The organism is Bradyrhizobium sp. 61 (assembly GCF_023073075.1).
GTDB classification, from domain to species: Bacteria; Pseudomonadota; Alphaproteobacteria; order Rhizobiales; family Xanthobacteraceae; genus Bradyrhizobium; species Bradyrhizobium barranii.
Genome location: NZ_JADPIU010000050.1, coordinates 107,819 through 130,244 on the forward strand (window position 1 = coordinate 107,819; position 22,426 = coordinate 130,244).

The 22,426-nt window shown below is 65.4% G+C and carries 17 protein-coding genes; 7 read left to right on the plus strand and 10 right to left on the minus strand.

Annotated elements, in window-relative coordinates; all coding sequences use genetic code 11:
• Positions 1-483 precede the first annotated feature (483 nt).
• Both gltB and IVB46_RS14570 read left to right on the plus strand, forming a co-directional pair.
• The gene (gltB, locus tag IVB46_RS14565; protein ID WP_247315752.1) at positions 484-5,217 is read left to right on the plus strand and encodes a glutamate synthase large subunit; all 4,734 of its coding nucleotides are present in this window, start codon (positions 484-486) and stop codon (positions 5,215-5,217) included.
• A 163-nt stretch (positions 5,218-5,380) separates the two neighbouring features.
• Positions 5,381-6,832, plus strand: a complete 1,452-nt coding sequence (locus IVB46_RS14570; protein WP_247315754.1) for a glutamate synthase subunit beta — start codon at positions 5,381-5,383, stop codon at positions 6,830-6,832.
• Between the two features lie 213 nt (positions 6,833-7,045).
• Here IVB46_RS14570 and IVB46_RS14575 read toward each other — a convergent pair whose 3' ends face one another.
• Positions 7,046-8,788 carry an outer membrane beta-barrel protein gene (locus tag IVB46_RS14575; RefSeq protein WP_247315756.1) on the minus strand — a complete coding sequence of 581 codons (1,743 nt, stop codon included), beginning with the start codon at positions 8,786-8,788 and terminating at the stop codon, positions 7,046-7,048.
• 191 nt (positions 8,789-8,979) lie between these two features.
• On the opposite strand from IVB46_RS14575, the gene IVB46_RS14580 reads away from it, so the two are divergent.
• The gene (locus tag IVB46_RS14580; protein ID WP_247315758.1) at positions 8,980-9,987 is read left to right on the plus strand and encodes a KpsF/GutQ family sugar-phosphate isomerase; all 1,008 of its coding nucleotides are present in this window, start codon (positions 8,980-8,982) and stop codon (positions 9,985-9,987) included.
• 156 nt (positions 9,988-10,143) lie between these two features.
• On the opposite strand, the gene IVB46_RS14585 is transcribed toward IVB46_RS14580, so the two are convergent.
• A complete protein-coding gene (locus tag IVB46_RS14585; RefSeq protein WP_247315760.1) occupies positions 10,144-10,698 on the minus strand; it encodes a carboxymuconolactone decarboxylase family protein in 555 nt (184 codons plus the stop codon).
• 72 nt (positions 10,699-10,770) lie between these two features.
• On the opposite strand from IVB46_RS14585, the gene IVB46_RS14590 reads away from it, so the two are divergent.
• Positions 10,771-11,097: a helix-turn-helix domain-containing protein gene (locus IVB46_RS14590; RefSeq protein WP_063985704.1), complete on the plus strand. Its 327-nt coding sequence runs from the start codon at positions 10,771-10,773 to the stop codon at positions 11,095-11,097.
• Positions 11,098-11,284: 187 nt separating this feature from the next.
• Here the strand turns inward: IVB46_RS14590 and IVB46_RS14595 are convergent, their stop codons facing one another.
• The 5 genes from IVB46_RS14595 to hemH form a co-directional block, all read right to left on the minus strand.
• The gene (locus IVB46_RS14595) at positions 11,285-11,728 is read right to left on the minus strand and encodes an NfeD family protein (protein ID WP_247315763.1); all 444 of its coding nucleotides are present in this window, start codon (positions 11,726-11,728) and stop codon (positions 11,285-11,287) included.
• A 112-nt stretch (positions 11,729-11,840) separates the two neighbouring features.
• Positions 11,841-12,845 carry an SPFH domain-containing protein gene (locus IVB46_RS14600; RefSeq protein ID WP_071909416.1) on the minus strand — a complete coding sequence of 335 codons (1,005 nt, stop codon included), beginning with the start codon at positions 12,843-12,845 and terminating at the stop codon, positions 11,841-11,843.
• A gap of 195 nt (positions 12,846-13,040) precedes the next feature.
• Positions 13,041-13,598, minus strand: coding sequence for a hypothetical protein (locus IVB46_RS14605; protein ID WP_247343020.1), 558 nt, complete (start codon positions 13,596-13,598; stop codon positions 13,041-13,043).
• Positions 13,599-13,674: 76 nt separating this feature from the next.
• Positions 13,675-14,652, minus strand: coding sequence for an ABC transporter substrate-binding protein (locus tag IVB46_RS14610; protein ID WP_247343023.1), 978 nt, complete (start codon positions 14,650-14,652; stop codon positions 13,675-13,677).
• An 11-nt stretch (positions 14,653-14,663) separates the two neighbouring features.
• The gene (hemH, locus tag IVB46_RS14615) at positions 14,664-15,701 is read right to left on the minus strand and encodes a ferrochelatase (RefSeq protein WP_247343027.1); all 1,038 of its coding nucleotides are present in this window, start codon (positions 15,699-15,701) and stop codon (positions 14,664-14,666) included.
• Positions 15,702-15,783: 82 nt separating this feature from the next.
• On the opposite strand from hemH, the gene IVB46_RS14620 reads away from it, so the two are divergent.
• The gene (locus IVB46_RS14620; protein WP_247315773.1) at positions 15,784-16,182 is read left to right on the plus strand and encodes an MAPEG family protein; all 399 of its coding nucleotides are present in this window, start codon (positions 15,784-15,786) and stop codon (positions 16,180-16,182) included.
• Positions 16,183-16,357: 175 nt separating this feature from the next.
• On the opposite strand, the gene IVB46_RS14625 is transcribed toward IVB46_RS14620, so the two are convergent.
• The 3 genes from IVB46_RS14625 to IVB46_RS14635 are packed head-to-tail and all read right to left on the minus strand — an operon-like array spanning position 16,358 to position 20,216.
• Positions 16,358-17,500, minus strand: coding sequence for a nickel/cobalt transporter (locus tag IVB46_RS14625; protein WP_247315776.1), 1,143 nt, complete (start codon positions 17,498-17,500; stop codon positions 16,358-16,360).
• A complete protein-coding gene (locus tag IVB46_RS14630; RefSeq protein ID WP_247315778.1) occupies positions 17,497-18,135 on the minus strand; it encodes a DUF1007 family protein in 639 nt (212 codons plus the stop codon). The genes IVB46_RS14625 and IVB46_RS14630 overlap by 4 nt, the downstream gene beginning before the upstream one ends.
• The gene (locus IVB46_RS14635) at positions 18,135-20,216 is read right to left on the minus strand and encodes a M3 family metallopeptidase (protein WP_247315780.1); all 2,082 of its coding nucleotides are present in this window, start codon (positions 20,214-20,216) and stop codon (positions 18,135-18,137) included. Before IVB46_RS14635 ends, IVB46_RS14630 begins: the two co-directional genes overlap by 1 nt.
• A gap of 137 nt (positions 20,217-20,353) precedes the next feature.
• Between IVB46_RS14635 and IVB46_RS14640 the strand changes: the two genes are divergently transcribed.
• Positions 20,354-20,608: a hypothetical protein gene (locus tag IVB46_RS14640; protein ID WP_063985714.1), complete on the plus strand. Its 255-nt coding sequence runs from the start codon at positions 20,354-20,356 to the stop codon at positions 20,606-20,608.
• A gap of 674 nt (positions 20,609-21,282) precedes the next feature.
• Positions 21,283-22,425, plus strand: a complete 1,143-nt coding sequence (locus IVB46_RS14645; protein ID WP_063985715.1) for a type III PLP-dependent enzyme — start codon at positions 21,283-21,285, stop codon at positions 22,423-22,425.
• The last annotated feature ends 1 nt before the right edge of the window (position 22,426 follow it).

Consider the following 22,426-nt stretch of genomic DNA (forward strand, 5'->3'; position numbering starts at 1 on the left):
CGCTCCTGTCAGGCCCCCGAATGCCTCGCGCTCTTTCGCTTCTTGCGGCGTGGCGCGCCTTTCGAAGGGCTGATCCGAAGCTTCATTCGGGATTTCGGCGTCGGCAGGGCCGGATCAGGGCGCGTTTGCTTCAAAACCGGGGCCGCGTGCCATGCGGAAAGCGCTGATTGACACTCTGGGAATCGGGACTTCCGCGCGCTTGTGTGATAGACAAAAATTTGGCAAGGTGATGGTTAGGACAGGAAGACTGTCTCAATTTTGCTTGTAGTTCCGGCATACGGATTGCAACGAAAGTCGGTGCTTTCGAGCGCCAGGAAGGCAACAGGCAAAGCCGTTCTCGGGGACGAAGAACGCCTTGGCCTGAATTTAAGAAAATGCGGCTCGCAGCGGACGAGCGGTGACCCAGAGGCGGGTGCCGCGGAACGCCCAAGGTGCGCCGAAGATAGCGGTGAGGCAGCTTGCCGCATGGAGAGGATTGGAACAATGAACGGGTCGCAATTCGAGCGCGCAAACATCGTGGCAGAAGAACTGTCGGCGACGGTCGCCTCGAAAACGACTGATCCGATTCAGGAACACAATTCGCGCCCGCCGGCTGTAGGTCTGTACGATCCGAGCCTGGAGAAGGATTCCTGCGGCGTCGGCTTCATCGCCAACATCAAGGGCAAGAAGTCCCACGAGATCGTCGCGGACGCGCTCAGCATCCTCTGCAACCTCGAGCATCGCGGCGCCGTCGGCGCCGACCCGCGCGCCGGTGACGGCGCCGGCATCCTGGTGCAGATCCCGCACGCCTTCTTCAGCCGCAAGGCCGGGGAGCTTGGCTTCGCATTGCCGGCTCCGGGCGAATACGCCATCGGCGCGCTGTTCATGCCGCGCGACACCGCCTGGCGCAACGTCATCAAGAGCATCATCGCCGACCAGATCAAGGAAGAGGGCCTGACCCTGCTCGGCTGGCGCGACGTGCCGACCGACAATTCCTCGCTCGGCGTCACCGTGAAGCCGACCGAGCCCGCCTGCATGCAGGTGTTCATCGGCCGCAACGGCACCGCCAAGACCGAGGACGATTTCGAGCGCCGGCTCTACATCCTGCGCAAGTCGATCTCGCAGGCGATCTACCAGCGCCGCGACCGCGGCCTTGCGGGCTATTACCCCTGCTCGATGTCGTGCCGCACCGTGATCTACAAGGGCATGTTCCTCGCCGACCAGCTCGGCAAGTACTATCCCGATCTGCACGAGGCGGACTTCGAGAGCGCGCTGGCGCTGGTGCATCAGCGCTTCTCGACCAACACCTTCCCGGCCTGGTCGCTGGCGCATCCCTATCGCATGATCGCGCATAACGGCGAGATCAACACGCTGCGCGGCAACACCAACTGGATGGCGGCGCGCCAGGCTTCCGTGAGCTCCGAGCTCTACGGCAAGGACATCAACCGGCTCTGGCCGATCTCCTACGAAGGCCAGTCGGACACCGCCTGCTTCGACAACGCGCTCGAATTCCTGGTGCAGGGCGGCTACTCGCTGCCTCACGCCGTCATGATGATGATTCCGGAGGCGTGGGCCGGCAATCCTCTGATGGATGAGAAGCGCCGCGCCTTCTACGAATATCATGCCGCGCTGATGGAGCCGTGGGACGGCCCCGCCGCGATCGCCTTCACCGACGGCCGCCAGATCGGCGCCACGCTCGACCGCAACGGATTGCGGCCGGCGCGCTATCTCGTGACCAAGGACGACCGCATCGTGATGGCGTCCGAGATGGGCGTGCTGACGATCCCCGAGGACCAGATCATCACCAAGTGGCGGCTGCAGCCCGGCAAGATGCTGCTGGTCGACCTCGAGCAGGGCCGCCTGATTCCGGACGACGAGATCAAGGCCGAACTCGCCCGGAGCCATCCCTACAAGGAGTGGCTGGAGCGGACCCAGATCGTGCTGGAAGAGCTGCCGAAGGTGCCGACCACCGGCGTGCGCTCCAACCTGTCGCTGCTCGATCGCCAGCAGGCGTTCGGCTACAGCCAGGAAGACATCTCCATCCTGATGACGCCGATGGCCTCCACCGGCGAGGAAGCCGCGGGCTCGATGGGCAACGACACGCCGATCTCGGCGCTGTCGGACAAGGCCAAGCCGCTGTTCACCTACTTCAAGCAGAACTTCGCGCAGGTCACCAACCCGCCGATCGACCCGATCCGCGAGGAGCTGGTGATGAGCCTCGTCTCCATCATCGGACCGCGGCCGAACCTGTTCGACCTGCAAGGCCTCGCCACCACCAAGCGTCTCGAAGCGCGCCAGCCGATCCTGACCGATGCGGATCTCGAGAAGATCCGCTCGATCTCCGACGTCGCCGAGTCGCATTTCAAGTCGCGCACGCTCGACACCACCTTCCACGCCGGTCTCGGTGCTGCCGGCATGGACCAGGTGCTCGACGAGCTTTGCGCGCGTGCGGAAGCCGCCGTCCGCGAGGGCGTCAACATCATCATCCTGTCCGACCGCATGGTCGGCAGCGACCGGGTGCCGATCCCGGCACTGCTGGCCTGCGCCGCCGTGCATCATCATCTGATCCGCGTCGGACTGCGCACCTCGGTCGGCCTCGTCGTCGAATCCGGCGAGCCGCGCGAAGTGCATCACTTCGCCTGCCTGGCCGGCTACGGCGCCGAAGCGATCAATCCCTATCTGGCGTTCGAAACCATCATCGCGATGAAGGACCGCCTGCCCGGCTCGCTCGACGACTACGAGATCGTCAAGCGCTACATCAAGTCGATCGGCAAGGGCCTGCTCAAGGTGATGTCCAAGATGGGCATCTCGACCTACCAATCCTATTGCGGCGCGCAGATCTTCGACGCCGTCGGCCTCAAGGCGGACTTCGTCGGCAAGTTCTTCGCCGGCACCCACACCCGTGTCGAGGGCGTCGGCCTTGCCGAGATCGCGGAAGAAGCGGTGCGCCGTCATGCCGACGCGTTCGGCGAGGCGCAGGTCTACAAGACCGCGCTCGACGTCGGCGGCGAATATGCCTATCGCAGCCGGGGCGAGGACCATGCATGGACCGCGGAGTCGGTCGGGCTGCTCCAGCACGCCGCCCGCGGCAATTCGCTGGAACGCTACCGCGCCTTCGCCAAGATCCTGAACGAGCAGTCGGAGCGGCTGTTGACGCTGCGCGGCCTGTTCCGGATCAAGAACGCGGACGAGGAGAAGCGCAAGCCGATCCCGATCGACCAGGTCGAGCCGGCCAAGGACATCGTCAAGCGCTTCGCCACCGGTGCGATGAGCTTCGGCTCGATCTCGCGCGAGGCGCACACCACGCTCGCGATCGCCATGAACCGGATCGGCGGCAAGTCGAACACCGGCGAAGGCGGCGAGGAAGCCGACCGCTTCAAGCCGATGCCGAACGGCGATTCCATGCGTTCGGCGATCAAGCAGGTCGCCTCGGGCCGCTTCGGCGTCACCACGGAGTATCTCGTCAACTCCGACATGATGCAGATCAAGATGGCGCAGGGTGCCAAGCCCGGCGAAGGCGGCCAGCTGCCCGGCCACAAGGTCGACGCGACCATCGCCAAGGTCCGTCACTCGACGCCGGGCGTCGGCCTGATATCGCCGCCGCCGCATCACGACATCTACTCGATCGAGGATCTGGCGCAGCTCATCTACGACCTCAAGAACGTCAACCCGACGGGCGACGTCTCGGTCAAACTGGTCTCCGAGATCGGCGTCGGCACCGTCGCCGCCGGCGTTGCCAAGGCACGCGCCGACCATGTCACCATCGCGGGCTTCGAGGGCGGCACCGGCGCTTCGCCGCTGACCTCGATCAAGCATGCCGGCTCACCGTGGGAGATCGGCCTTGCCGAAACCCACCAGACCTTGGTGCGCGAGCGGCTGCGCAGCCGCATCGTGGTCCAGGTCGACGGCGGGTTCCGCACCGGCCGTGACGTCGTGATCGGCGCGCTTTTAGGGGCCGACGAGTTCGGCTTCGCCACCGCGCCGCTGATCGCGGCCGGCTGCATCATGATGCGCAAGTGCCACCTCAACACCTGCCCGGTCGGCGTCGCGACCCAGGACCCCGTCCTGCGCAAGCGCTTCACCGGCCAGCCCGAGCACGTGATCAACTACTTCTTCTTCGTCGCCGAGGAAGTCCGCGAAATCATGGCATCGCTCGGCTTCCGCACCTTCAACGAGATGATCGGCCAGGTTCAGCTGCTCGACCAGACCAGGCTGGTCGCGCACTGGAAGGCCAAGGGCCTCGATTTCTCGAAGCTCTTCGTCAAGCAGAAGGAAGAGAAGGGCCAGAAGATCTATCACTCCGAGCGCCAGAACCATCATCTGGAGGCGGTGCTCGACCGCACGCTGATCGAGAAGGCGACGCCTGCGCTCGACCGCGGCGCGCCGGTGAAGATCGAGGCAAGGATCAACAGCACCAACCGCTCCGCGGGCGCGATGCTGTCGGGCGCGGTCGCCAAGATCTACGGTCATGCCGGCCTGCCGCACGACACGATCCATGTCGGCCTCAAGGGCACCGCCGGCCAGGCGTTCGGCGCGTGGCTGGCGCAAGGCGTCACCTTCGAACTCGAAGGCGAAGCCAACGACTATGTCGGCAAGGGCCTCTCGGGCGGCAAGATCATCGTCAAGCCCCCCGCCAACAGCGGCATCGTGCCGGAGGAGAGCATCATCGTCGGCAACACGGTGATGTATGGCGCCATCCAGGGCGAGTGCTACTTCCGCGGCGTCGCCGGCGAGCGTTTCGCCGTGCGCAACTCGGGTGCGGTGGCGGTCGTCGAAGGCGCCGGCGATCATTGCTGTGAATACATGACCGGCGGCATCGTGGTCGTGCTCGGCAAGACCGGGCGCAACTTCGCGGCCGGCATGTCCGGCGGCATCGCCTATGTGCTCGACGAGACCGGCGACTTCGACAAGCTTTGCAACATGTCGATGGTCGAGCTCGAGCCGGTGCTGTCGGAAGAGCTGATCAACGCCGGCACCTATAACCACTCGGGTGACCTCGAGGCGCACGGCCGGGTCGACGTGTTCAAGAACCTGCTCGACTCCGACGTCGAGCGCTTGCACGTCCTGATCTCGCGCCATGCCAAAGCGACCGGCTCCAAGCGCGCCGCCGACATCCTTGCCAACTGGAAGGACTGGCTGCCCAAATTCCGCAAGGTGATGCCGGTCGAGTACCGGCGCGCGCTGCGCGAAATGGCCGCCAACGCGGACGCCGAGCCGAAAATCGCGATCGGCGCGTAGAGCGATAAGCCCTCATGGTGAGGAGCGCGATAGCTGCGTCTCGAACCATGAGGTCACCAGCGGGGCCTTTCATCCTTCGCGACGCGGCGCCAGTGCGCCGCTCCTCAGGATGAGGGTCTGGCTAGAGAGAAGACGAATTTAAGCGGCAGGGACTTCGGGTTTAATGGGCAAGATCACGGGTTTTCTCGAAATCGAACGGCATGACCGCAAGTACACCCCGGTCGCCGAGCGCGTGAAGCATTACAACGAGTTCGTCGTTCCCTTGACCGAGAAGGAAACGCGCGATCAGGCCGCGCGCTGCATGAATTGCGGCATCCCCTATTGCCACGGCACGGGCTCGGTGGCGCCCGGCACGCCCGGCTGCCCGGTCAACAACCAGATCCCCGACTTCAACGACCTCGTCTATCAGGGCAATTGGGAAGAGGCCTCGCGCAACCTGCACTCGACCAACAATTTCCCGGAGTTCACGGGGCGCATCTGCCCGGCGCCGTGCGAAGCGTCCTGCACGCTCAACATCGACGACAACCCCGTCACCATCAAGACCATCGAATGCGCGATCGTCGACCGCGCCTGGGACAATGGCTGGCTGAAGCCGGAAGTGGCGACCGTCAAGACCGGCAAGAAGGTCGCGGTGATCGGCTCGGGTCCGGCCGGGATGGCCTGCGCGCAGCAGCTCGCGCGCGCCGGCCACGACGTGCATCTGTTCGAGAAGTTCGCCAAGGCCGGCGGCCTGCTGCGCTACGGCATCCCCGACTTCAAGATGGAGAAGGGCGTCATCGACCGCCGCGTCAAGCAGATGGAAGGCGAAGGCGTCACCTTCCACTACAACAGCCATGTCGGCGCTGACGGCAATGTCGACCCGCGCGAGATGCTCAACGATTACGATGCCGTCGCGCTGACCGGCGGCGCAGAAGCCCCGCGCGACCTGCCGATCCCCGGCCGCGACCTCCAAGGCATCCACTACGCCATGGACTTCCTGCCGCAGCAGAACCGCCGCGTCTCCGAGGAGCCGCTCGGCGGCGTCCAGGAGATCCTGGCCGGCGGCAAGCATGTCGTCGTCATCGGCGGCGGCGACACCGGCTCTGACTGCATCGGCACCTCGCTGCGCCAGGGTGCGCTCTCGGTCACCCAGCTCGAGATCATGCCCGCCCCGCCCGAGCGCGAGAACAAGGGCCTGACCTGGCCGAACTGGCCGCTCAAGATGCGCACCTCCTCCAGCCAGGCCGAAGGCGCGGTCCGCGAATACGCCGTGCTGACGCAGAAGTTTTCCGGCGAGAACGGCCAAGTCAAGAAGCTGCACTGCGTGCGCGTCGACGACAAGTTCAAGCCGATTGCCGGCACCGAGTTCGAGCTCGATGCCGAGCTCATCCTGCTCGCGATGGGTTTCGTGCATCCCGTGCACGAGGGCCTGCTCAAGCTGCTCTCGGTCGATCTCGACCCGCGCGGCAACGTCAAGGCCAACACGCTCGACTACCAGACCTCGCGCCCGAACGTGTTCACCGCCGGCGACATGCGCCGCGGCCAGTCGCTGGTGGTGTGGGCGATCCGCGAGGGCCGGCTGTGTGCGCGGTCGATCGACACGTTCCTGATGGGGAAGACGGATCTGCCGCGGTAACCTGCGGCTAGTTCTGCTGCCAGTTCAACAAACGTTGTCATCGCCCGGCTTGACCGGGCGATCCAGCATTCCAGAGACAGTTGAAATTGAAACGATAGGCCGCGGCGTACTGGATGCCCCGGTCAAGCCGGGGCATGACAGCGGAGTAAGTGGCGAGAGCGGAGCCAACTAAGCCGCACATGCATACGCTCAAACGCGACGCACCGCCGCCCTCTAATTCTGCAACCTCACCCCCACCATCATCACCGTTCCCTGCGAGCTCGAACCCGGCTGGTTCGAGTTCAGGATGTCGTGGCGCAGCGTGCCCTTGATCCAGATGTTGCGGTTGAGCTTGTAGATCAGATTGCCTTCGAGCGAGTAGGTTTTGTCGTTGCGATTCTGGTTCTGGTAGTCGTAGGTGCCGTAGGTGAACTTGCCGACGGCGGTGAGCCAGCGGCGGAAGTCGTGATCGACCTCGATCCCGTAGGTGTGCACCAGCACGCCGGAGGAGCCGGGGACCGTGGACTCCGCGATCTGCGTGTCGGTGGCGAATTTAACCGTGGTCAGGCCGCTCGCATTCCAGATCAGCGAGCCCGCGGTGAGGAAGCCCGCGAGCTGGCTGAGGCGCGGGTCGACATAATTGCGCGCGGTATAGCCGACCGAGATCTCACCGATCAGGATGCGCGAGAACTCGAAGCTCGAGCCGACCTTGGCGTAGCCACCCGATGAATCGCGGAAATAGCCGTTGCGGTCGGCGGGCTGGTCGTGCACGCGACTGTCGCCTTCGATCTCGACGAACGGCTTCAGCCCCGGCTTGAGGTCGTAGGAGAAACGACCGATGCCGCCATACTGGTTGAAGTCGCGGTCGTCGTTGCTGAAGGTCGAGCCGTCGGTCAGCTTGGAATCGGTGTAGGCGGTGCGATCGACGGTGGCGCCGGCGGCCACCTGGAAGCGATTAAAGGTCTGGTCGAAGCCGATCGTGGTGCCATAGCTGGCGTAGATCGGATATTTCTGCAGGCCCGCCTGCACGTTCGGGCTGCCGGGATTGTCGGTCGCGACCCGCAGCCGGAACTGCGAGGTGAGCTTGAGGTCGCGACTGACGTCAAAACGACCGTCGACATGACCGGTGAAGTCGGGGCGATCGATCTCGACCGGCGACGGCGAGGCGAAGCCGTCGATCGTCGCCGGCATGTTGTTGGTGTAGCCGGAGAACGAGCCGCGCAGATCCGCGACCAGCGCGTGGCGCTCCCAGTCGGACATCACGAGAAGATCGGGCGCGACGACATAGGCCGGCGAGCCGACCGGCTTGTTCAGGCGCGCCGGATTGGTGTCGTAGCCGGCCGAGAGCTCGAGCCCGCCCTTGATCAGGAAGCTGCCGGCATAGTCGCCGACCGCTCCGAACGCATCGTCGTCGGCCTTGAGGCGGCGGCGCAGCGGCTGGCCGGGCACGGTGCCCGCCATCGCCCGCGGCACCGGCGCCTTGTTTGCGGTTTCCGACGGTGGCGGCGCGATGCGCGGCGGCCCGAGCGTCCGGTCCGGCGTTGCCGGCGGCACCGGCGAGCCGGGTCCGACCGGGCGCTTCGGCTTCGGCTGCCCAGGATAGAGCTTTGGCTGCTGCCGCTTGCGGTTGAGCGAGTCGTAGCCGGAGCCGCTGGCGCCGTTGGCGGCCGGCAGGCCGTAGGTCGGCACCTGGCCGACGCGCGAGGTCGCCGGCGCCTGCTGGCGCTTGCGCGGATCGGCATTGGGATCGGGCAGCGCCGGGAGCGCATCCAACGGCGCCTGCGGCACGCCCGCCGTGCGGCGCGTCGGCAGCGTGTCGGGCGCGGCAAAGCCGCCGCGGTTGGGATTGAACAGGTCGGGCGTGAGGCTCTGGGCGGCCGCCGGCGCGCTTCCGAGGGCGGTCAGCGCCAGGCACGGCAAAGCCGCGCGCAGGAAATGCCCGCGTTTGCTCCGGCCCGTGCCTGGAGGCGCCCCCACGATGTAATAACTCCAACGAAATCAAGCACTTTCGCGACGACCTCCGCCGGCGGGCGGGAACCATCGTTAATGGAGTTAAAACAATTATGGTTAATGACCGGTTGAGGGCCCTGGCGCTCTCGTCGCCTCGCCGGTCTGGCCATGCTAAGCAGGCGCCAACGGGCGAGCGCCCCTCCTCCCTGGACCTGAACATGTCGAGCTCGAAACCGCTGATGACCCCATCATCCGGCCCTACTCCCGACAGCGTCGAATCCGCGCTCCGCACGCTGGAGACGGAGAGCGGCGGCATCAATGCGCTCGCCGCCGCCCTGCGCGGTCCGCTGGGCGCGACCTTCGCCAAGGCGGTCGACCTGATCCGCAACGCCAAGGGCCGCGTCATCGTCACCGGCCTCGGCAAGTCCGGCCACATGGCGCGCAAGATCGCGGCGACGCTGGCCTCGACCGGCACGCCGGCCTTCTTCGTCCACACCGCGGAAGCCGCCCATGGCGACCTCGGCATGATCACCACCGACGACGTCATCATGGCGCTGTCCTGGTCCGGCGAGCAGCCGGAGATGAAGACCCTCGTGAACTATTCGGCGCGCTTCGCGATCCCGATGATCGCGGTGACGTCGAACGCGGCGTCCTCGCTGGGCCAGGCCGCCGACATCGTGATCGAGTTGCCGAAGGCGCGCGAGGCCTGCCCGCACAATCTGGCGCCGACCACGTCGACGATGATGCAGGTCGCGATCGGCGATGCCATCGCGATCGCGCTGCTCGAAGGCCGCGGCTTCACCGCGCTGGAGTTCGCGCATTTCCACCCGGGCGGCAAGCTCGGCGCGATGCTGAAATTCGTCCGCGACTACATGCGCACGGGCGCCGAGATCCCGCTCAAGCCGCTCGGCACCAAGATGTCGGACGCGGTGATGGAGATGTCGGCCAAGGGCCTGGGGTGCGTCTGCATCGTCGACGATGCCGGCGGAATCGCGGGCATCATCACCGACGGCGATCTGCGCCGCCACATGCGGCCGGATCTTCTGACGGTGTCGGTCGACGACATCATGACCAGGCAGCCGAAGACCGTGCCGCCCTCGATGCTCGCCAGCGAGATGATCGAGGTGCTGAACACAAGCAAGATCACCACGCTGGTGGTGACCGAAGCCGACAAGGTGGTGGGCATCGTGCACCTGCACGATCTGCTGCGGGCGGGCGTGGCGTAGGGCCGCTGTCTTGACCCTCACCCTGAGGAGCGCGCCAACGGCGCGCGTCTCGAAGGGCGAGGCCACCGGCCGGGCCTTCATCCTTCGAGACGCGCGTTCCGCGCTCCTCAGGATGAGGAACTAAGAGCGGCACTGCTACGCTCGCAATGACGGCGGTTAGACCACCGGAAACCGCGCAGCCTTCTCCTCCAGCGGCAGCTTCAGCCCGTTCGCCAGATACGACACCGTGCGGTAGAAGCCGCACAGCAGCATGATCTCCAGGATCTGGGTCTCGTCGTAATGTGCCGACAGCGCGGCGAATTCGGCGTCGTCCAACGTCGCGCGGTGATGCAGCGCATCGACCGCCGCGATCAGCGCCTGCTCCGCCGGCGACCAGCACGGTGACGTCGCATCGCCCCGCGCGGTCGCGTGCACCTCATCTTCGCTGAGCCGCGCCGGCCCGGCGAAGATCGCGACATGCACGCCCCATTCATATTCGCATCCGGTCAGCGCGCAGGTGCGGTCGATCACGATCTCGCGCTGGCGCAGGGAAAGCGGACCGGGATCGAGCAGGCCGCCGGCGCGGAACTTGTCCCAGGCGCGGGCGTGGCCCGCCATCACCCGGAACAGCGCCAATGGCGGGGCGCCGCGCATGACGCGGTCGAATTGCGCCTGGATCTCCGGGGGATAAGGCGGGACGAGCGGCGCGATGCGCGGCGTGGCCTGGGACATCAGCTGTCTCCGTTGCTACAATTATCGTAGCAAGACGCTACATTATTTGTAGCACCACGCAAGAGGGCCGGGATGGCGAAGCAGGCAGCATCAGGGAGCCGGACCGTGCGCGGCTCGCGCACCGGCCGGCCGATCATGGCGCTGCTCGATCTCCTCGGCCGGCGCTGGAGCCTGCGGATCCTGTGGGAATTGCGCGACCAAGCCCTCACCTCCCGCGCGTTGCGCACGGCCTGCGACGAGGCCTCGCCGACGGTGCTGCAGGCGCGGCTGACGGAGCTGCGCGATGCGGGGTTCGTGGAGCTGGGCGACGGTGGAGGTTACGGGCTGACGGCGCTTGGGCGCGAGCTGTGCGAGACGTTCATGCCGCTGCACCGGTTTGCGGAGAGGTGGAAGAGGTAAAATCTGGACGCAGCCGCGCGCTCCAATCTTCCTTCTCCCTCTGTGGGAGAAGGTGGCGCGAAGCGCCGGATGAGGGGTTGCTTCCGCGAATTCAGAAGTAAGAGATTCACAAGCCGAGAGATACCCCTCACCCGGCTCGCCGCTTTGCGGCGAGCCACCCTCCCCCACAAGGGGGGAGGGAAACAAACTACGCCTCCGCGACCGTCAAATTCGCACCGTCAACCTGCACCACCTTCACCCGCGTCCCGGCCGGCGTATCCGGCCCGGCCACGCGCCACACCGTGTCGCCGAGGCGCACGGTGCCGTTGCCGTCGATGATCGGCTTCTCCAGCGTGAACTCGCGGCCGAGCAATGCCTCGCTGCGCTTGTTCAGGAAGGGGCTGGTGCTTGCGTCCAGCTTCGGCCGCGCGAGCCGGCGCCACACCGGCACGGCGGCGGCAGCGAAGATTGCGAACATCACGAGCTGGATCTGCCACGACACGGCGACAGCAAAGGAGATCAGGCCGACCAGCAGCGCGGCGAGCCCGAGCCAGAACAGGAATACGCCCGGCGCCAGCACCTCCAGCGCCATCAGGATGAAGCCGAAGATCAGCCAGTTCCAGGTGCCGAGCGATACGAACATGTCGGTCATGACACGACCTCTTTATGCTGGCGTATGCCCTGATCGGAAAACCGGTCCCCACTTTTCCGGGGCATGCGCTTTAAATTGCCGCATGCACTTTTCGAAAGTGCATGCGCTTTGATTACCCCTGCCGCGGCGGTACCGCCGGCGGCGTGGGGCCGGTCGTCGGCACCGAGCCGCCGCGGCGGGCGGCAGCGGCCGCGGACGCCGCGCTTTCGCCGAACGTTGCCTTGGCGATCTCGCCGATGCCGGCGAGTGAGCCCAGCATGCTCATCGCTTCGACCGGAAGCATGATGACCTTCTGGTTCGGCGAGTCGGCCAGTTGCCCGAACGCCTTGATATACTTGTCGGCGATGAAATAGTTCAGCGCGGCGACGTCTCCCTTGGAGATGGCCTCACTGACCATCTGCGTCGCCTTCGCCTCGGCCTCGGCGGAACGTTCGCGGGCCTCGGCGTCGCGGAACGCAGCTTCCTTGCGGCCTTCGGCCTGAAGGATCTGCCCCTGCTTGGCGCCCTCGGCGCGCAGGATCTCGGACTGGCGCTGGCCTTCGGCGGCCAGAATGTCGGCGCGCTTAACGCGCTCGGCCTTCATCTGCCGGCCCATGGCTTCGACGAGGTCGGCGGGCGGCACGATGTCCTTGATCTCGATGCGGTTGACCTTGAGGCCCCAGGGCGAGACCGCGGCGTCGACGACGCGGAGCAGGCGCTCGTTGATCTCGTCGCGATGCGACAGCACCTGGTCGAGATCCATCGCTCCCATCACCGACCGGATGTTGGTCATGGTCAGGACCGTGATGGCCTGGGTCAGGTTGGAGACCTCGTAGCTCGCCTTGGCGGCATCGAACACCTGGTAGAAGGCGACGCCGTCCACCGTCACGGTGGCGTTGTCCTTGGTGATGACCTCCTGCTCGGGAATGTCGATCACCTGCTCCATCATGTTGATCTTGCGTCCGACGCGATCGAAATAGGGCACGATCAGATTGAGCCCGGGGCTCAGCGTCTGAGTGTATTTGCCGAACCGTTCGATGGTCCAGTCATAGCCCTGCGGCACCGTCTTCACGCCGGCGACCAGCGTGACGATGACGAGCAACACCAGAACAATCGCGAAAACATCGAAACCGCTCATATTTCCTCCAAGGCGGGAAAGCCCCTTCCGGCGCTGTCATTGGTCGGGAACGTGACCTTACCGGTTCAGCGGTCACCATTTACGTCGGCGCGGGGCGACATTTCCACAAGAAGTACGGAGGCGGAACGATCGCCGATAAGTATTGTGAGAAAGCCCTTGAAAGGGCACGGAGGCAACCTAGCAACGACCGGTGTCCTAGTTGGACCATGTAAAATTCACCGGCTTCAGCGCGGCGAGCTCGGGCCGCTCCTTTCGCAGCTTCGCCAGTTGGGCGGCCGTCGGCCTTGTCTCGAAACTGCGTTGCTGCCCCGGAAAGACGGTCGCAACGTAATACAGTCCGGGGGCGGGAAGATCGATCTTGGGCGTATGCACCGGCACGAATCCCATCGACGCGCCATTCGGGAGATAGGTGCCTGGGCGCCCCGTCGTCGTATAGTTTTGCAGCTCAAGCCCCGTCGTTCCGACAGCGACCGGAATCGCAACAAAGCCGTCCGGAGCAAGGCTGATCCCTCGCGCATTGATCGCGGGAAAACCGTTGTGAACGAACTGAAGATAGTTGATCGTCTCGCTGCCGCCGTTTGCGACCAGGACAATGGCCGTATCACTCTTGACGGCACCGCCGGCCCGCACCGCTTCCGGATACATGGTCGACGCTACGTCCCCGGTCGTGTTGCAGCCAGCGAGTCCGCAGGCCACGACGGCTACAAGCAACAATCCCCGCATGTAATCGCGCCCGCCCCGTTCGAGCCGCATCGCTCGCGGCAACATCCCCACCGTCATTCTGCCCCAGGAATTCCGGAATCACCAGTTGAAGGTAGCTTCGGCGCCCCTATTCAACCACGGTGTTGGCGAGCGCAAGCAGCAAGGGCGACATCGTCAACCCCAGCGCCCTCGCCGTCTTCAGGTTGATCGCCAGCTCGAACTTGGTGGGATTCTGGACCGGCAGGTCGGCTGCCTGCGCGCCCTTCAGGATGCGATCGATGTAGTTGGCAGCGCGGCGGAGCTGCTCGGCGCTGTCGGTGCTGTAGGACATCAGCCCGCCCTCGTCGACGAAGGTGCGGCTCCAAAACACCGCCGGCACGCGGGCTTCACCGATTGCAGCCAGGAGCTGGGCACGATTGGCCATGGTGAAGAAGTCCGGCAGCACCAGCAGGCCGCCGTCCTTCCGCGAAGCCAGCGCGGCGATCGAGCCGGAGTCATGGACCGGCGCTGCCTCGACCGTCACGTGAAGCGTCCGTGCGGCGTCCTCGATCGTGCGCAACATCAGGGGCGCGAACGGCGCGGTGGCAGGATTGTAGACGACGAAGACGCGGGACACTTTTGGCGTGACCTGCGTCAGCATCTCCAGCCATTTGCCGGCGAGCGGGCCGTCGTAATCGGTGAAGCCGGTGATGTTGCCGCCGGGATGAGCGAGGTTTTTGACAAAGCCCTGGCTGACGGGATCGGTGACGACGGCGAACACGATCGGAATCGCCGTGGTGCGCTGGCGCAGCTCCTCGACCGAGGGCGTGCCGACCGCGAGCAGGATGTCCGGCTTGAGCGCCACGAGTTCGTCGGCGAGGCGCGCGATGCGTGCCCGGTCGCCGGCGCCGCTGCGCCAATCGATCCTGAGGTTGTCGTGCTCCTTCCAGCCATGGGCGGCGAGCGTCTCGACCAGGATCGTGCTGCGGGCCTGCCCGATCGCGTCATCCGCGGCCGTGACCGAGAGCACGCCGAGCCGCCGCGTGGCGTTCGGCTGCTGCGCCAGCACCGAGGCCGGCAGCGCGGCGATCGTCCCAAGAAGCGCCAAAGTCTCGCGGCGGTTCATGGGAGACACCATCAGATCCAGCCCTGAAGCTCGCGCAGCACCAGGGTGCGGATCACGTCCATGCCGGGATCGCTGTCGTTGAGACAGGGGATCGCGGAAAACTGCTCGCCGCCATTATGCTTGAAGATCTCGGCATTCTCCTGCGTGATCTCCTCCAGCGTCTCCAGGCAGTCGGCGGCGAAGCCCGGCGTCACCACCGCGATGCGGCGCACGCCTTCCTTGGCCAGGCGCTCCATGGTCTTGTCGGTGTAGGGCTGGAGCCACTCGTCATTGCCGAAGCGCGACTGGAAGGTCAGCAGCAGTTTCGTCTCGTCCATGCCGAGCCGGCGGCGCAGCGCCTCGGTCGTGGCGACGCAGTGGGACTGATAGGGATCGCCCTTGTCGACATAGGATTTCGGCATGCCGTGGAAGGACGCCACGATCAGCTCCGGCGTGAACGGCAGCGTCGCCAAATGCGTCTCGATCGAGATCGCTAGCGCCTCGATATAGGCCTCGTCCTCGTAGTAAGGCGGCGTCACCCGCAGGGTCGGCTGGTTACGCAAGCGGGCGAGCACGCGGAACACTTCGTCGCAGACCGTCGCCGAGGTCGAGGCGGAATATTGCGGATAGAGCGGCACGGCGAGGATGCGGTCGCACCCCTTCGCGATCAGCGCGTCGATGCCGGACTTGATCGAGGGATTGCCGTAGCGCATCGCCCAGTCCACGACAACGTGGTCGCTGTCAGACAGTGCGGCCGCAAGCTTGTCACTCTGCGAGCGCGTGATGGTCTTCAGCGGCGACTCGTTCCGCTCATTGTTCCAGATCTTCTGATAGTCCAGCGCCTTGGTGCGGGGACGGCTGCGCAGGATGATGCCGTTGAGCACGAACTGCCAGACCAGCCCCTGGTCCTCGATGACGCGGGCGTCCGAGAGGAACTCCTTGAGATAGACCCGCACGCCGGGCGCATCGGCCGTATCGGGCGTGCCGAGATTGACCAGGAGCACGCCGACGCGCCGCAGGCTGGACCGGACGGCGGGCTTTTGCGCTGCGATGGGGGCAATTGTCGTCATGATCAGTTGCGTCGCGCGTTGCTCCGAACTTGTCAAGATGAGGTCGATTTCGCTAGGGTCGCGCCCAAGCGGGGAGGGGCTGATGACACTCGCGGAATTCTGCGTATTGGGAGCGCTGCTGCTTTATCTGGCGACGATCGTCTCGATCAAATGGACGCGGTTTCGCATCTTCGACAATTCCCGGCCGCGCGACCCCGCCTTCTTCGAGGATGCGCTGGCGCAGCGCGCGCTTGGTGCCCACCAGAACGGCATCGAGACCTTTCCGTTCCTCGCCTTCGCGGTGCTGCTTGCCGAATTCCGGGATTCGCCGCAGCGGCTGATCGACGAGCTCGCCGTGCTGTTCCTGATCGTGCGGATCGCCTACGTGCTGACCTATCTCGGCAACCGCCCGACGCTGCGGTCGATCCTCTGGAGCATCGGCTTTGCGATCAATCTCGGGATCTTCTTCATGCCGGCGCTGAAGCGGTTCTTGCCGGTGTGATCTTTCTTCCTTCTCCCCTTGTGGGAGAAGGTGGCGCGCGTAGCGCGACGGATGAGGGGTATCTCTCCGCACGATTTAATCGTGAGAGGTTTGCTCGCGGAGAGATACCCCTCACCCGTCTCGCCGCTACGCGGCGAGCCACCCTCCCCCACAAGGGGGGAGGGAAAGAGCAACCTTAGAAACACGTCGTCCGTTCGGCGGCGACGTAGCCGAACAACAGGCCCGCGCCGAACAGCAGCACGAGGCCGGCGGCGCCGAATTCGATGCCGCGCATGAACAGCGCGCCGCCGCCGTCGCGCCCGGCGCTGAGGCGGGCGGCGATGTCCTTGGCGGAGACGGCGACAACGGCGATGGCCGCGACCGTAATGGCGGTGCCGAGCCCCATCAGCAAGGTCGCGGCGATGCCGGCCCAGAACAGGCCCTGCGCCAGCGCGAACACCAGCACCAGGATCGCACCCGAGCAGGGCCGGATGCCGACGGTCAGGATTGCAGCGAACCCGCGCCGCCAGCCGCCGGGACCGGCGAGCTCGCTCGGCGTCGGACCGTGGGAATGGCCGCAATGCTCGTCATGGACGTGGTCGTGCGCATGGTGGTGATGGGCGTGACCATGGTCGTGATGATGGTGATCGTGACCGTGACCGTGATCGTGGTCGTGGTCGTGATGATCATGGGCATCATGGTGATGGTGATGGCCGTGATCATGATGGTCATGCGGCACGCCGGCGATCGCCGGCACCGGCTGGACCGCCTGCAGCGCGCGGATGAACGTGCGGCCCTTGACCCAGACCAGCCGCAGGCCGAACAGCGCGATCAGGCCGTAGCTCGCGATCTCGATCGCGCCTTCCGCCTTGCACATGGTCTTGGCGGTGGCGTTCAGCACCCAGGCCGAGATGCCGACGATCAGGATCGCCACCAGCGACTGCATCAGCGCCGAGGCAAACGACAGCGCGATGCCGCGCCGCGCGGTCTCGCGGTTGGCGACGAGATAGGAGGCGATCACCGCCTTGCCGTGGCCGGGGCCGGCGGCGTGGAAGATGCCATAGGCAAAGGAGATGAAGAGCAGCGTCCACACCGCCGAGCCGTCGGACTTGGCGGCGCGGATGGTCGCCGACATCTGGCGATAGAATTCCGACTGCTTTGCCAACAGCCAGCCAATGACGCCGCTGGCCTCGGGCTCCGCGGCCTGCGCCGGGCGTGGTGCACCGAACGGATTTTGCGCGAGGAGATCGTGAAGCGCGGCGTCCGCCACACCCAGCACGACGACAGCCGCAGCGCAGGCAAGCAGCCCGCGTGCGAACGGGGAGAGTTGCGGCTTCAAGGGCAATCCACCGTGATCTTGTTGGCGAACATCATGCCGAAATTCGAGTTCTCACCGTTCAGGAAGGTCTGCTCGTTGAGCTTCTGCGCGGCGGCGGAGCCGTCGTTGGGACGATCGAGCTTCATCTGGCAGCCGGCGGGCGCGCCGACCAGCTTGACCGGATTGTCCTTGGCCATCTGGAAGTCGATGAAGTAGGAGCGGTCGAACACTTCGAGCACCAGCTGCTTGGGCTTGACCGGGTTCTTCAGCGGCAAGGTGAAGTGCAGGGTCAGCACGGTATCCTTGTAATCGAGGAAGTAGTCGACCGGCTCCTGGAATCGCTCCTTTTTGCCGTCGGCTCGCGCGAAGGTGAAGTAGGCGTATTCCTTCAGCGACTCGACATTGGTCTGCGCCAGCGGCCCGAGCTCCTCGCGCGTATAGGCGCCCTTGGTCCTGCTCTCGAGCCCCTGCAGGGCATAGGCCGAGAACATGTCATCAAAGGTCCAGGCGTGGCGGACGCCGGTGATCGAGCCGTCAGGCGCGTAGAGCAGCTCGCTGGTCGCGGTGATCCAGACATGCGGATGCGCCCTCGCCGCGCCGGCTGCGAACGTCATCGCAGCGGCGAGCAACAGGCCGAACAGGGCACGCATGCCCATCAGGCTGCCTTCGCGCCGTCGAGCAGGCCGCGCCGGCGCAGCAGCGCGTCGGGCTCCGGCGGGCGGCCGCGGAAGGCTTCATAGGCGGCCTCGGGATCGACCGATCCGCCCGAGGAGTAGATGTCGTCGTGCAGGCGCTTTGCCACCGCAGGATCGAAGATGTCGCCGGCCTCCTCGAAGGCGCCGAAGGCGTCGGCGTCCATCACCTCCGACCACATGTAGCTGTAGTAACCGGAGGCATAATGGTCGCCGGAGAAGATGTGGCCGAACTGCGTGGGCCGGTGGCGGAGCGAGATCTCCTCGGGCATTCCGATCTTCTCCAGCTCCTTCTTCTCGAAGGCGCGAACATCCTGCGCGGCGGAAGCCGGCTGGGTGTGGAATTCGAGATCGACCAGCGCCGAGGAGACGAACTCGACCGTGGCAAAGCCCTGGTTGAACTTTCGCGCGGCGAGGAAGCGCTGGAGCAGGTCGTCCGGCAGCGGCTCGCCGGTCTGGTAGTGGCGGGCGAACTGCTGCAACACCTCGGGCCGCTCCTGCCAGTGCTCGTAGAGCTGGGAGGGCAGCTCGACGAAGTCGGTGAACACCGCGGTGCCCGACAGTGACGGATAGGTCACATTGGAGAGCATGCCGTGCAGGCCGTGGCCGAACTCGTGGAACAGGGTGCGGGCATCGTCGGGCGAGAGCAGCGAGGGCTCGCCGTTCGCGCCCTTGGCGAAGTTGCAGACATTGATGACGAGCGGCGCGATCTCGCCGTCGAGCTTCTGCTGGTCGCGTAGCGAGGTCATCCACGCCCCGGAGCGCTTCGACGGCCGGGCGTAGTAGTCGCCGTAGAACAGCGCCTTGTGCTTGCCGTCCGGCCCCTTCACCTCCCAGACCCGGACGTCCGGGTGCCAGGCCGGAACGTCCTTGCGCTCCTCGAAGGTGATGCCGAACAGGCGGGTGGCGCAGTCGAAGGCGGCGGCGATCATGTGATCGAGCGTGAGATAGGGCTTGATCGCGGCGTCGTCGAAATTGGCGCGCTGGAGGCGGAGCTTTTCGGCATAGAAGCGCCAGTCCCAGGGCGCGAGCTTGAAATTGCCGCCCTCTTCCGTGATCAGCGCCTGCATCTCGTCGCGGTCGGAGAGCGCACGCGCACGCGCCGGCTTCCAGACCCGCTCCAGCAGGCCGCGCACCGCATCCGGCGTCTTGGCCATGGAATCCTCGAGCCGGTAGGCGGCGAAGGTCGGATAGCCCAGAAGCTTGGCGCTCTCCTCGCGCAGTTGCAGGATCTCGACGATGGTGCCGTTGTTGTCGTTGGCATTGCCGTTGTCGCCGCGCGCCGTGAAGGCCTTGTAGACCTTCTCGCGCAGGTCGCGGCGGGCCGAGCTCTTCAGGAACGGCTCGGTCGAGGAGCGCGACAGCGTGACGATGGCCTTGCCGTCCATGCCGCGCTCTTCCGCCGCAGCCTTGGCGGCTGCGACGAAGCTCTCCGGCAGGCCCTCGCGGTCGGCCTCCCCCAACTCCATGAACCACTCCTGCTCGTCGCCAAGCAGGTGGTGGCTGAAGCCGGTGCCAAGTTGGGCGAGCTTCTCGTTGATCTCCGCCATCCGCGCCTTCGCCTCTTCGGAGAGGCCGGCACCGGAACGGTGGAAACGGGTGTAGGTGCGCTCCAGCAGCCGGAGCTGCTCGGGCGAAAGACCAAGACTGGCGCGGTTCTCGTGCAGATGGGCGATGCGACCAAACAGCACGGCGTTCATCATGATCGGATTCCAGTGCCGCGCCATCCGCAAGGAGACCTCCTTGTCGATCTCCAGGATGGCCGGGTTGGAATGCGCCGAGACGAGGTCGTAGAAGACCGCCGCGACCTTGGTGAGGAGCTTGCCGGAGCGCTCCAGCGCCGTGATGGTGTTGGCGAAGTCGGCGGCCGCCGGATCGTTGGTGATCGCCGCGATCTCCGCGGAGTGATCGGCGAAGGCCTGCTCGAAGGCCGGCAGAAAGTGCTCGGGCTTGACCTCGTCGAAGGGCGGGGTCGCAAACGGCGTCACCCAGGCCTTCAGCAGCGGGTTGGTCTCGGGGTCCGTGGTTTGGCGGGGGTCTGACATCGCAAGTCCCGGTTTTTGTGGCTCGATTGTTGGGGTCAGCTATAGCACGCGATGGGGCTTTTTTGGGCCATTTGCCCTTGCTCCCGGCCGCCTTTTCGGGGAGATTGCGGCCCTCGAAGCCACGGACCCCAAAGCTCATGAACGCGCCTGTCTCCTCTTCCCGTCAGATCGTCTGGCCGAGCGTCATCACTGTCGTCAGCGCGGCCATCCTGATCGGCGCCGAGGTGTTCGGCGCCGCGTTCGCCGGCGGCTGGGCGCTCGCGATCCTGTTCGGGCTCGGCGAGCAGGGCACGCACATCCTACAGGCTGTGCTGTTCGCGCTCGGCGTGCTCGTGATGACCGCGTTCATCCGCGCGGCTCAGCGCGTCGAGCCGTTCACGAAGCGCCGCTGACGCTTCCTCGCGCGCGCAAGACGCGCGCACGGCTGAGAAAACTTAACGCGCGTTCATCTTCCGCGCCGCTCGCGCAACACTGCGCAAGCAGATGTTAGGCAATTCTGTCCTCAGCCTAAAAAAATTCTTGCGAAGCTGAGTCAAAACGCTTATGTGCGCTCTTGCCCAATTTCGCACGTGCCTGTGGTCGTGTGTCAGTCGGTAGGTATCCGGACAAGAGGCCGGACAGCCGCCAAGGGGTGAAGAAGCCGAGGGGCTCTTCGGAAGTGCGGAAGTCGCGAGACCGAAAGGTCGGACGAGGAAGCAAACCCGGAGCGTCCAGCATCTCTCTCAAAGAGATGCCTAGTCGAAGGTGACTTCACTTTTTGCAACCGTGACTGGCAGCCGGAGGCGAACCGGCGCACCCCGCTCTCAACGGGGGACGCGACTTAAAGCAACGACGGATCGGGCTTTTTTGGTCTCTACCGGCAGTCCAACGCCGGCGCGGGCTACTGAAAAGGCTTGTCCTTCATTGCCAGGTGTGCGGGCGGGAAATTCCCAACCAATCCACGGCAGCACAGTCTGATGTGAGTCTTTGGCTCGTCACGCCTCCATCGCGTGATCTGGCCGGAGCGCTCTCATCCGACGACATTTTTTGAACGGATCCCCGTCGCTGGGCCGTTTGGGAGAGTGCTATGACCGAACGTATTCAGGAATTCCTGCGCAACCGCCGCAGCGAGGGCCGGGACACCGAGCCTTGCCTCGTGGTCGACCTCGAGGTCGTGCGCGACAATTACCAGACCTTTGCCAAGGCGCTGCCCGATAGCCGCGTGTTCTATGCCGTCAAGGCGAACCCGGCGCCGGAAGTGCTCTCGCTGCTGGCGTCCATGGGCTCCTGCTTCGACACCGCGACGGTCGCCGAGATCGAAATGGCGCTGGCCGCGGGTGCGACGCCCGACCGCATCTCCTTCGGCAACACGATCAAGAAGGAGCGCGACATCGCGCGCGCCTTCGCGCTCGGCATCCGGCTGTTCGCGGTCGACTGCGTTCCTGAGGTCGAGAAGGTCGCCCGTGCCGCTCCCGGCGCGAAGGTGTTCTGCCGCATCCTCTATGACTGCGCCGGCGCCGAATGGCCGCTGTCGCGCAAGTTCGGCTGCGACCCGGAAATGGCTGTCGACGTGCTCGACGTTGCCAAGCGCCTGGGCCTGGAGCCGTGCGGCATCTCCTTCCATGTCGGCTCGCAGCAGCGCAAGGTGAAGGCGTGGGACCGTGCGCTGGCGATGGCCTCGCAGGTGTTCCGCGACTGCGCCGAGCGCGGCATCAACCTCTCCATGGTCAACATGGGCGGCGGCTTCCCGACCAAGTACCTGAAGGACGTGCCGCCGGTCGTCACCTACGGCCGCTCGATCTTCCGCGCGCTGCGCAAGCACTTCGGCAACCAGATTCCGGAGACCATCATCGAGCCGGGCCGCGGCATGGTGGGCAATGCCGGCATCATCGAATCCGAGGTCGTGCTCATCTCGAAGAAGAGCGACGAGGACGAGGTGCGCTGGGTGTACCTGGACATCGGCAAGTTCGGCGGTCTCGCCGAGACGATGGACGAGTCGATCCGCTACGCCATCCGCACCCCGCATGACGGCGCGGACATGACGCCGTGCGTGCTCGCAGGCCCGACCTGCGACAGCGCCGACGTGCTGTACGAGAAGAGCCCGTATCCGCTCCCCGTCACGCTCGAGATCGGCGACAAGCTGCTGATCGAAGGCACTGGGGCCTATACGTCGACCTACTCGGCGGTGGCGTTCAATGGCATCCCGCCGCTGAAGACGTACCACATCTAAG

Bases quoted from the DNA above. Each gene is read 5' to 3' on its own strand.
- IVB46_RS14605 (WP_247343020.1), bottom strand. From the start codon at position 13,598: ATGCGGCTCGAACGGGGCGGGCGCGATTACATGCGGGGATTGTTGCTT.
- IVB46_RS14570 (WP_247315754.1), top strand. From the start codon at position 5,381: ATGGGCAAGATCACGGGTTTTCTCGAAATCGAACGGCATGACCGCAAG.
- IVB46_RS14585 (WP_247315760.1), bottom strand. From the start codon at position 10,698: ATGTCCCAGGCCACGCCGCGCATCGCGCCGCTCGTCCCGCCTTATCCC.
- IVB46_RS14595 (WP_247315763.1), bottom strand. From the start codon at position 11,728: ATGACCGACATGTTCGTATCGCTCGGCACCTGGAACTGGCTGATCTTC.
- gltB (WP_247315752.1), top strand. From the start codon at position 484: ATGAACGGGTCGCAATTCGAGCGCGCAAACATCGTGGCAGAAGAACTG.
- IVB46_RS14610 (WP_247343023.1), bottom strand. From the start codon at position 14,652: ATGAACCGCCGCGAGACTTTGGCGCTTCTTGGGACGATCGCCGCGCTG.
- IVB46_RS14590 (WP_063985704.1), top strand. From the start codon at position 10,771: ATGGCGAAGCAGGCAGCATCAGGGAGCCGGACCGTGCGCGGCTCGCGC.
- IVB46_RS14640 (WP_063985714.1), top strand. From the start codon at position 20,354: ATGAACGCGCCTGTCTCCTCTTCCCGTCAGATCGTCTGGCCGAGCGTC.
- IVB46_RS14620 (WP_247315773.1), top strand. From the start codon at position 15,784: ATGACACTCGCGGAATTCTGCGTATTGGGAGCGCTGCTGCTTTATCTG.
- IVB46_RS14630 (WP_247315778.1), bottom strand. From the start codon at position 18,135: ATGGGCATGCGTGCCCTGTTCGGCCTGTTGCTCGCCGCTGCGATGACG.
- hemH (WP_247343027.1), bottom strand. From the start codon at position 15,701: ATGACGACAATTGCCCCCATCGCAGCGCAAAAGCCCGCCGTCCGGTCC.
- IVB46_RS14580 (WP_247315758.1), top strand. From the start codon at position 8,980: ATGTCGAGCTCGAAACCGCTGATGACCCCATCATCCGGCCCTACTCCC.
- IVB46_RS14600 (WP_071909416.1), bottom strand. From the start codon at position 12,845: ATGAGCGGTTTCGATGTTTTCGCGATTGTTCTGGTGTTGCTCGTCATC.
- IVB46_RS14635 (WP_247315780.1), bottom strand. From the start codon at position 20,216: ATGTCAGACCCCCGCCAAACCACGGACCCCGAGACCAACCCGCTGCTG.
- IVB46_RS14645 (WP_063985715.1), top strand. From the start codon at position 21,283: ATGACCGAACGTATTCAGGAATTCCTGCGCAACCGCCGCAGCGAGGGC.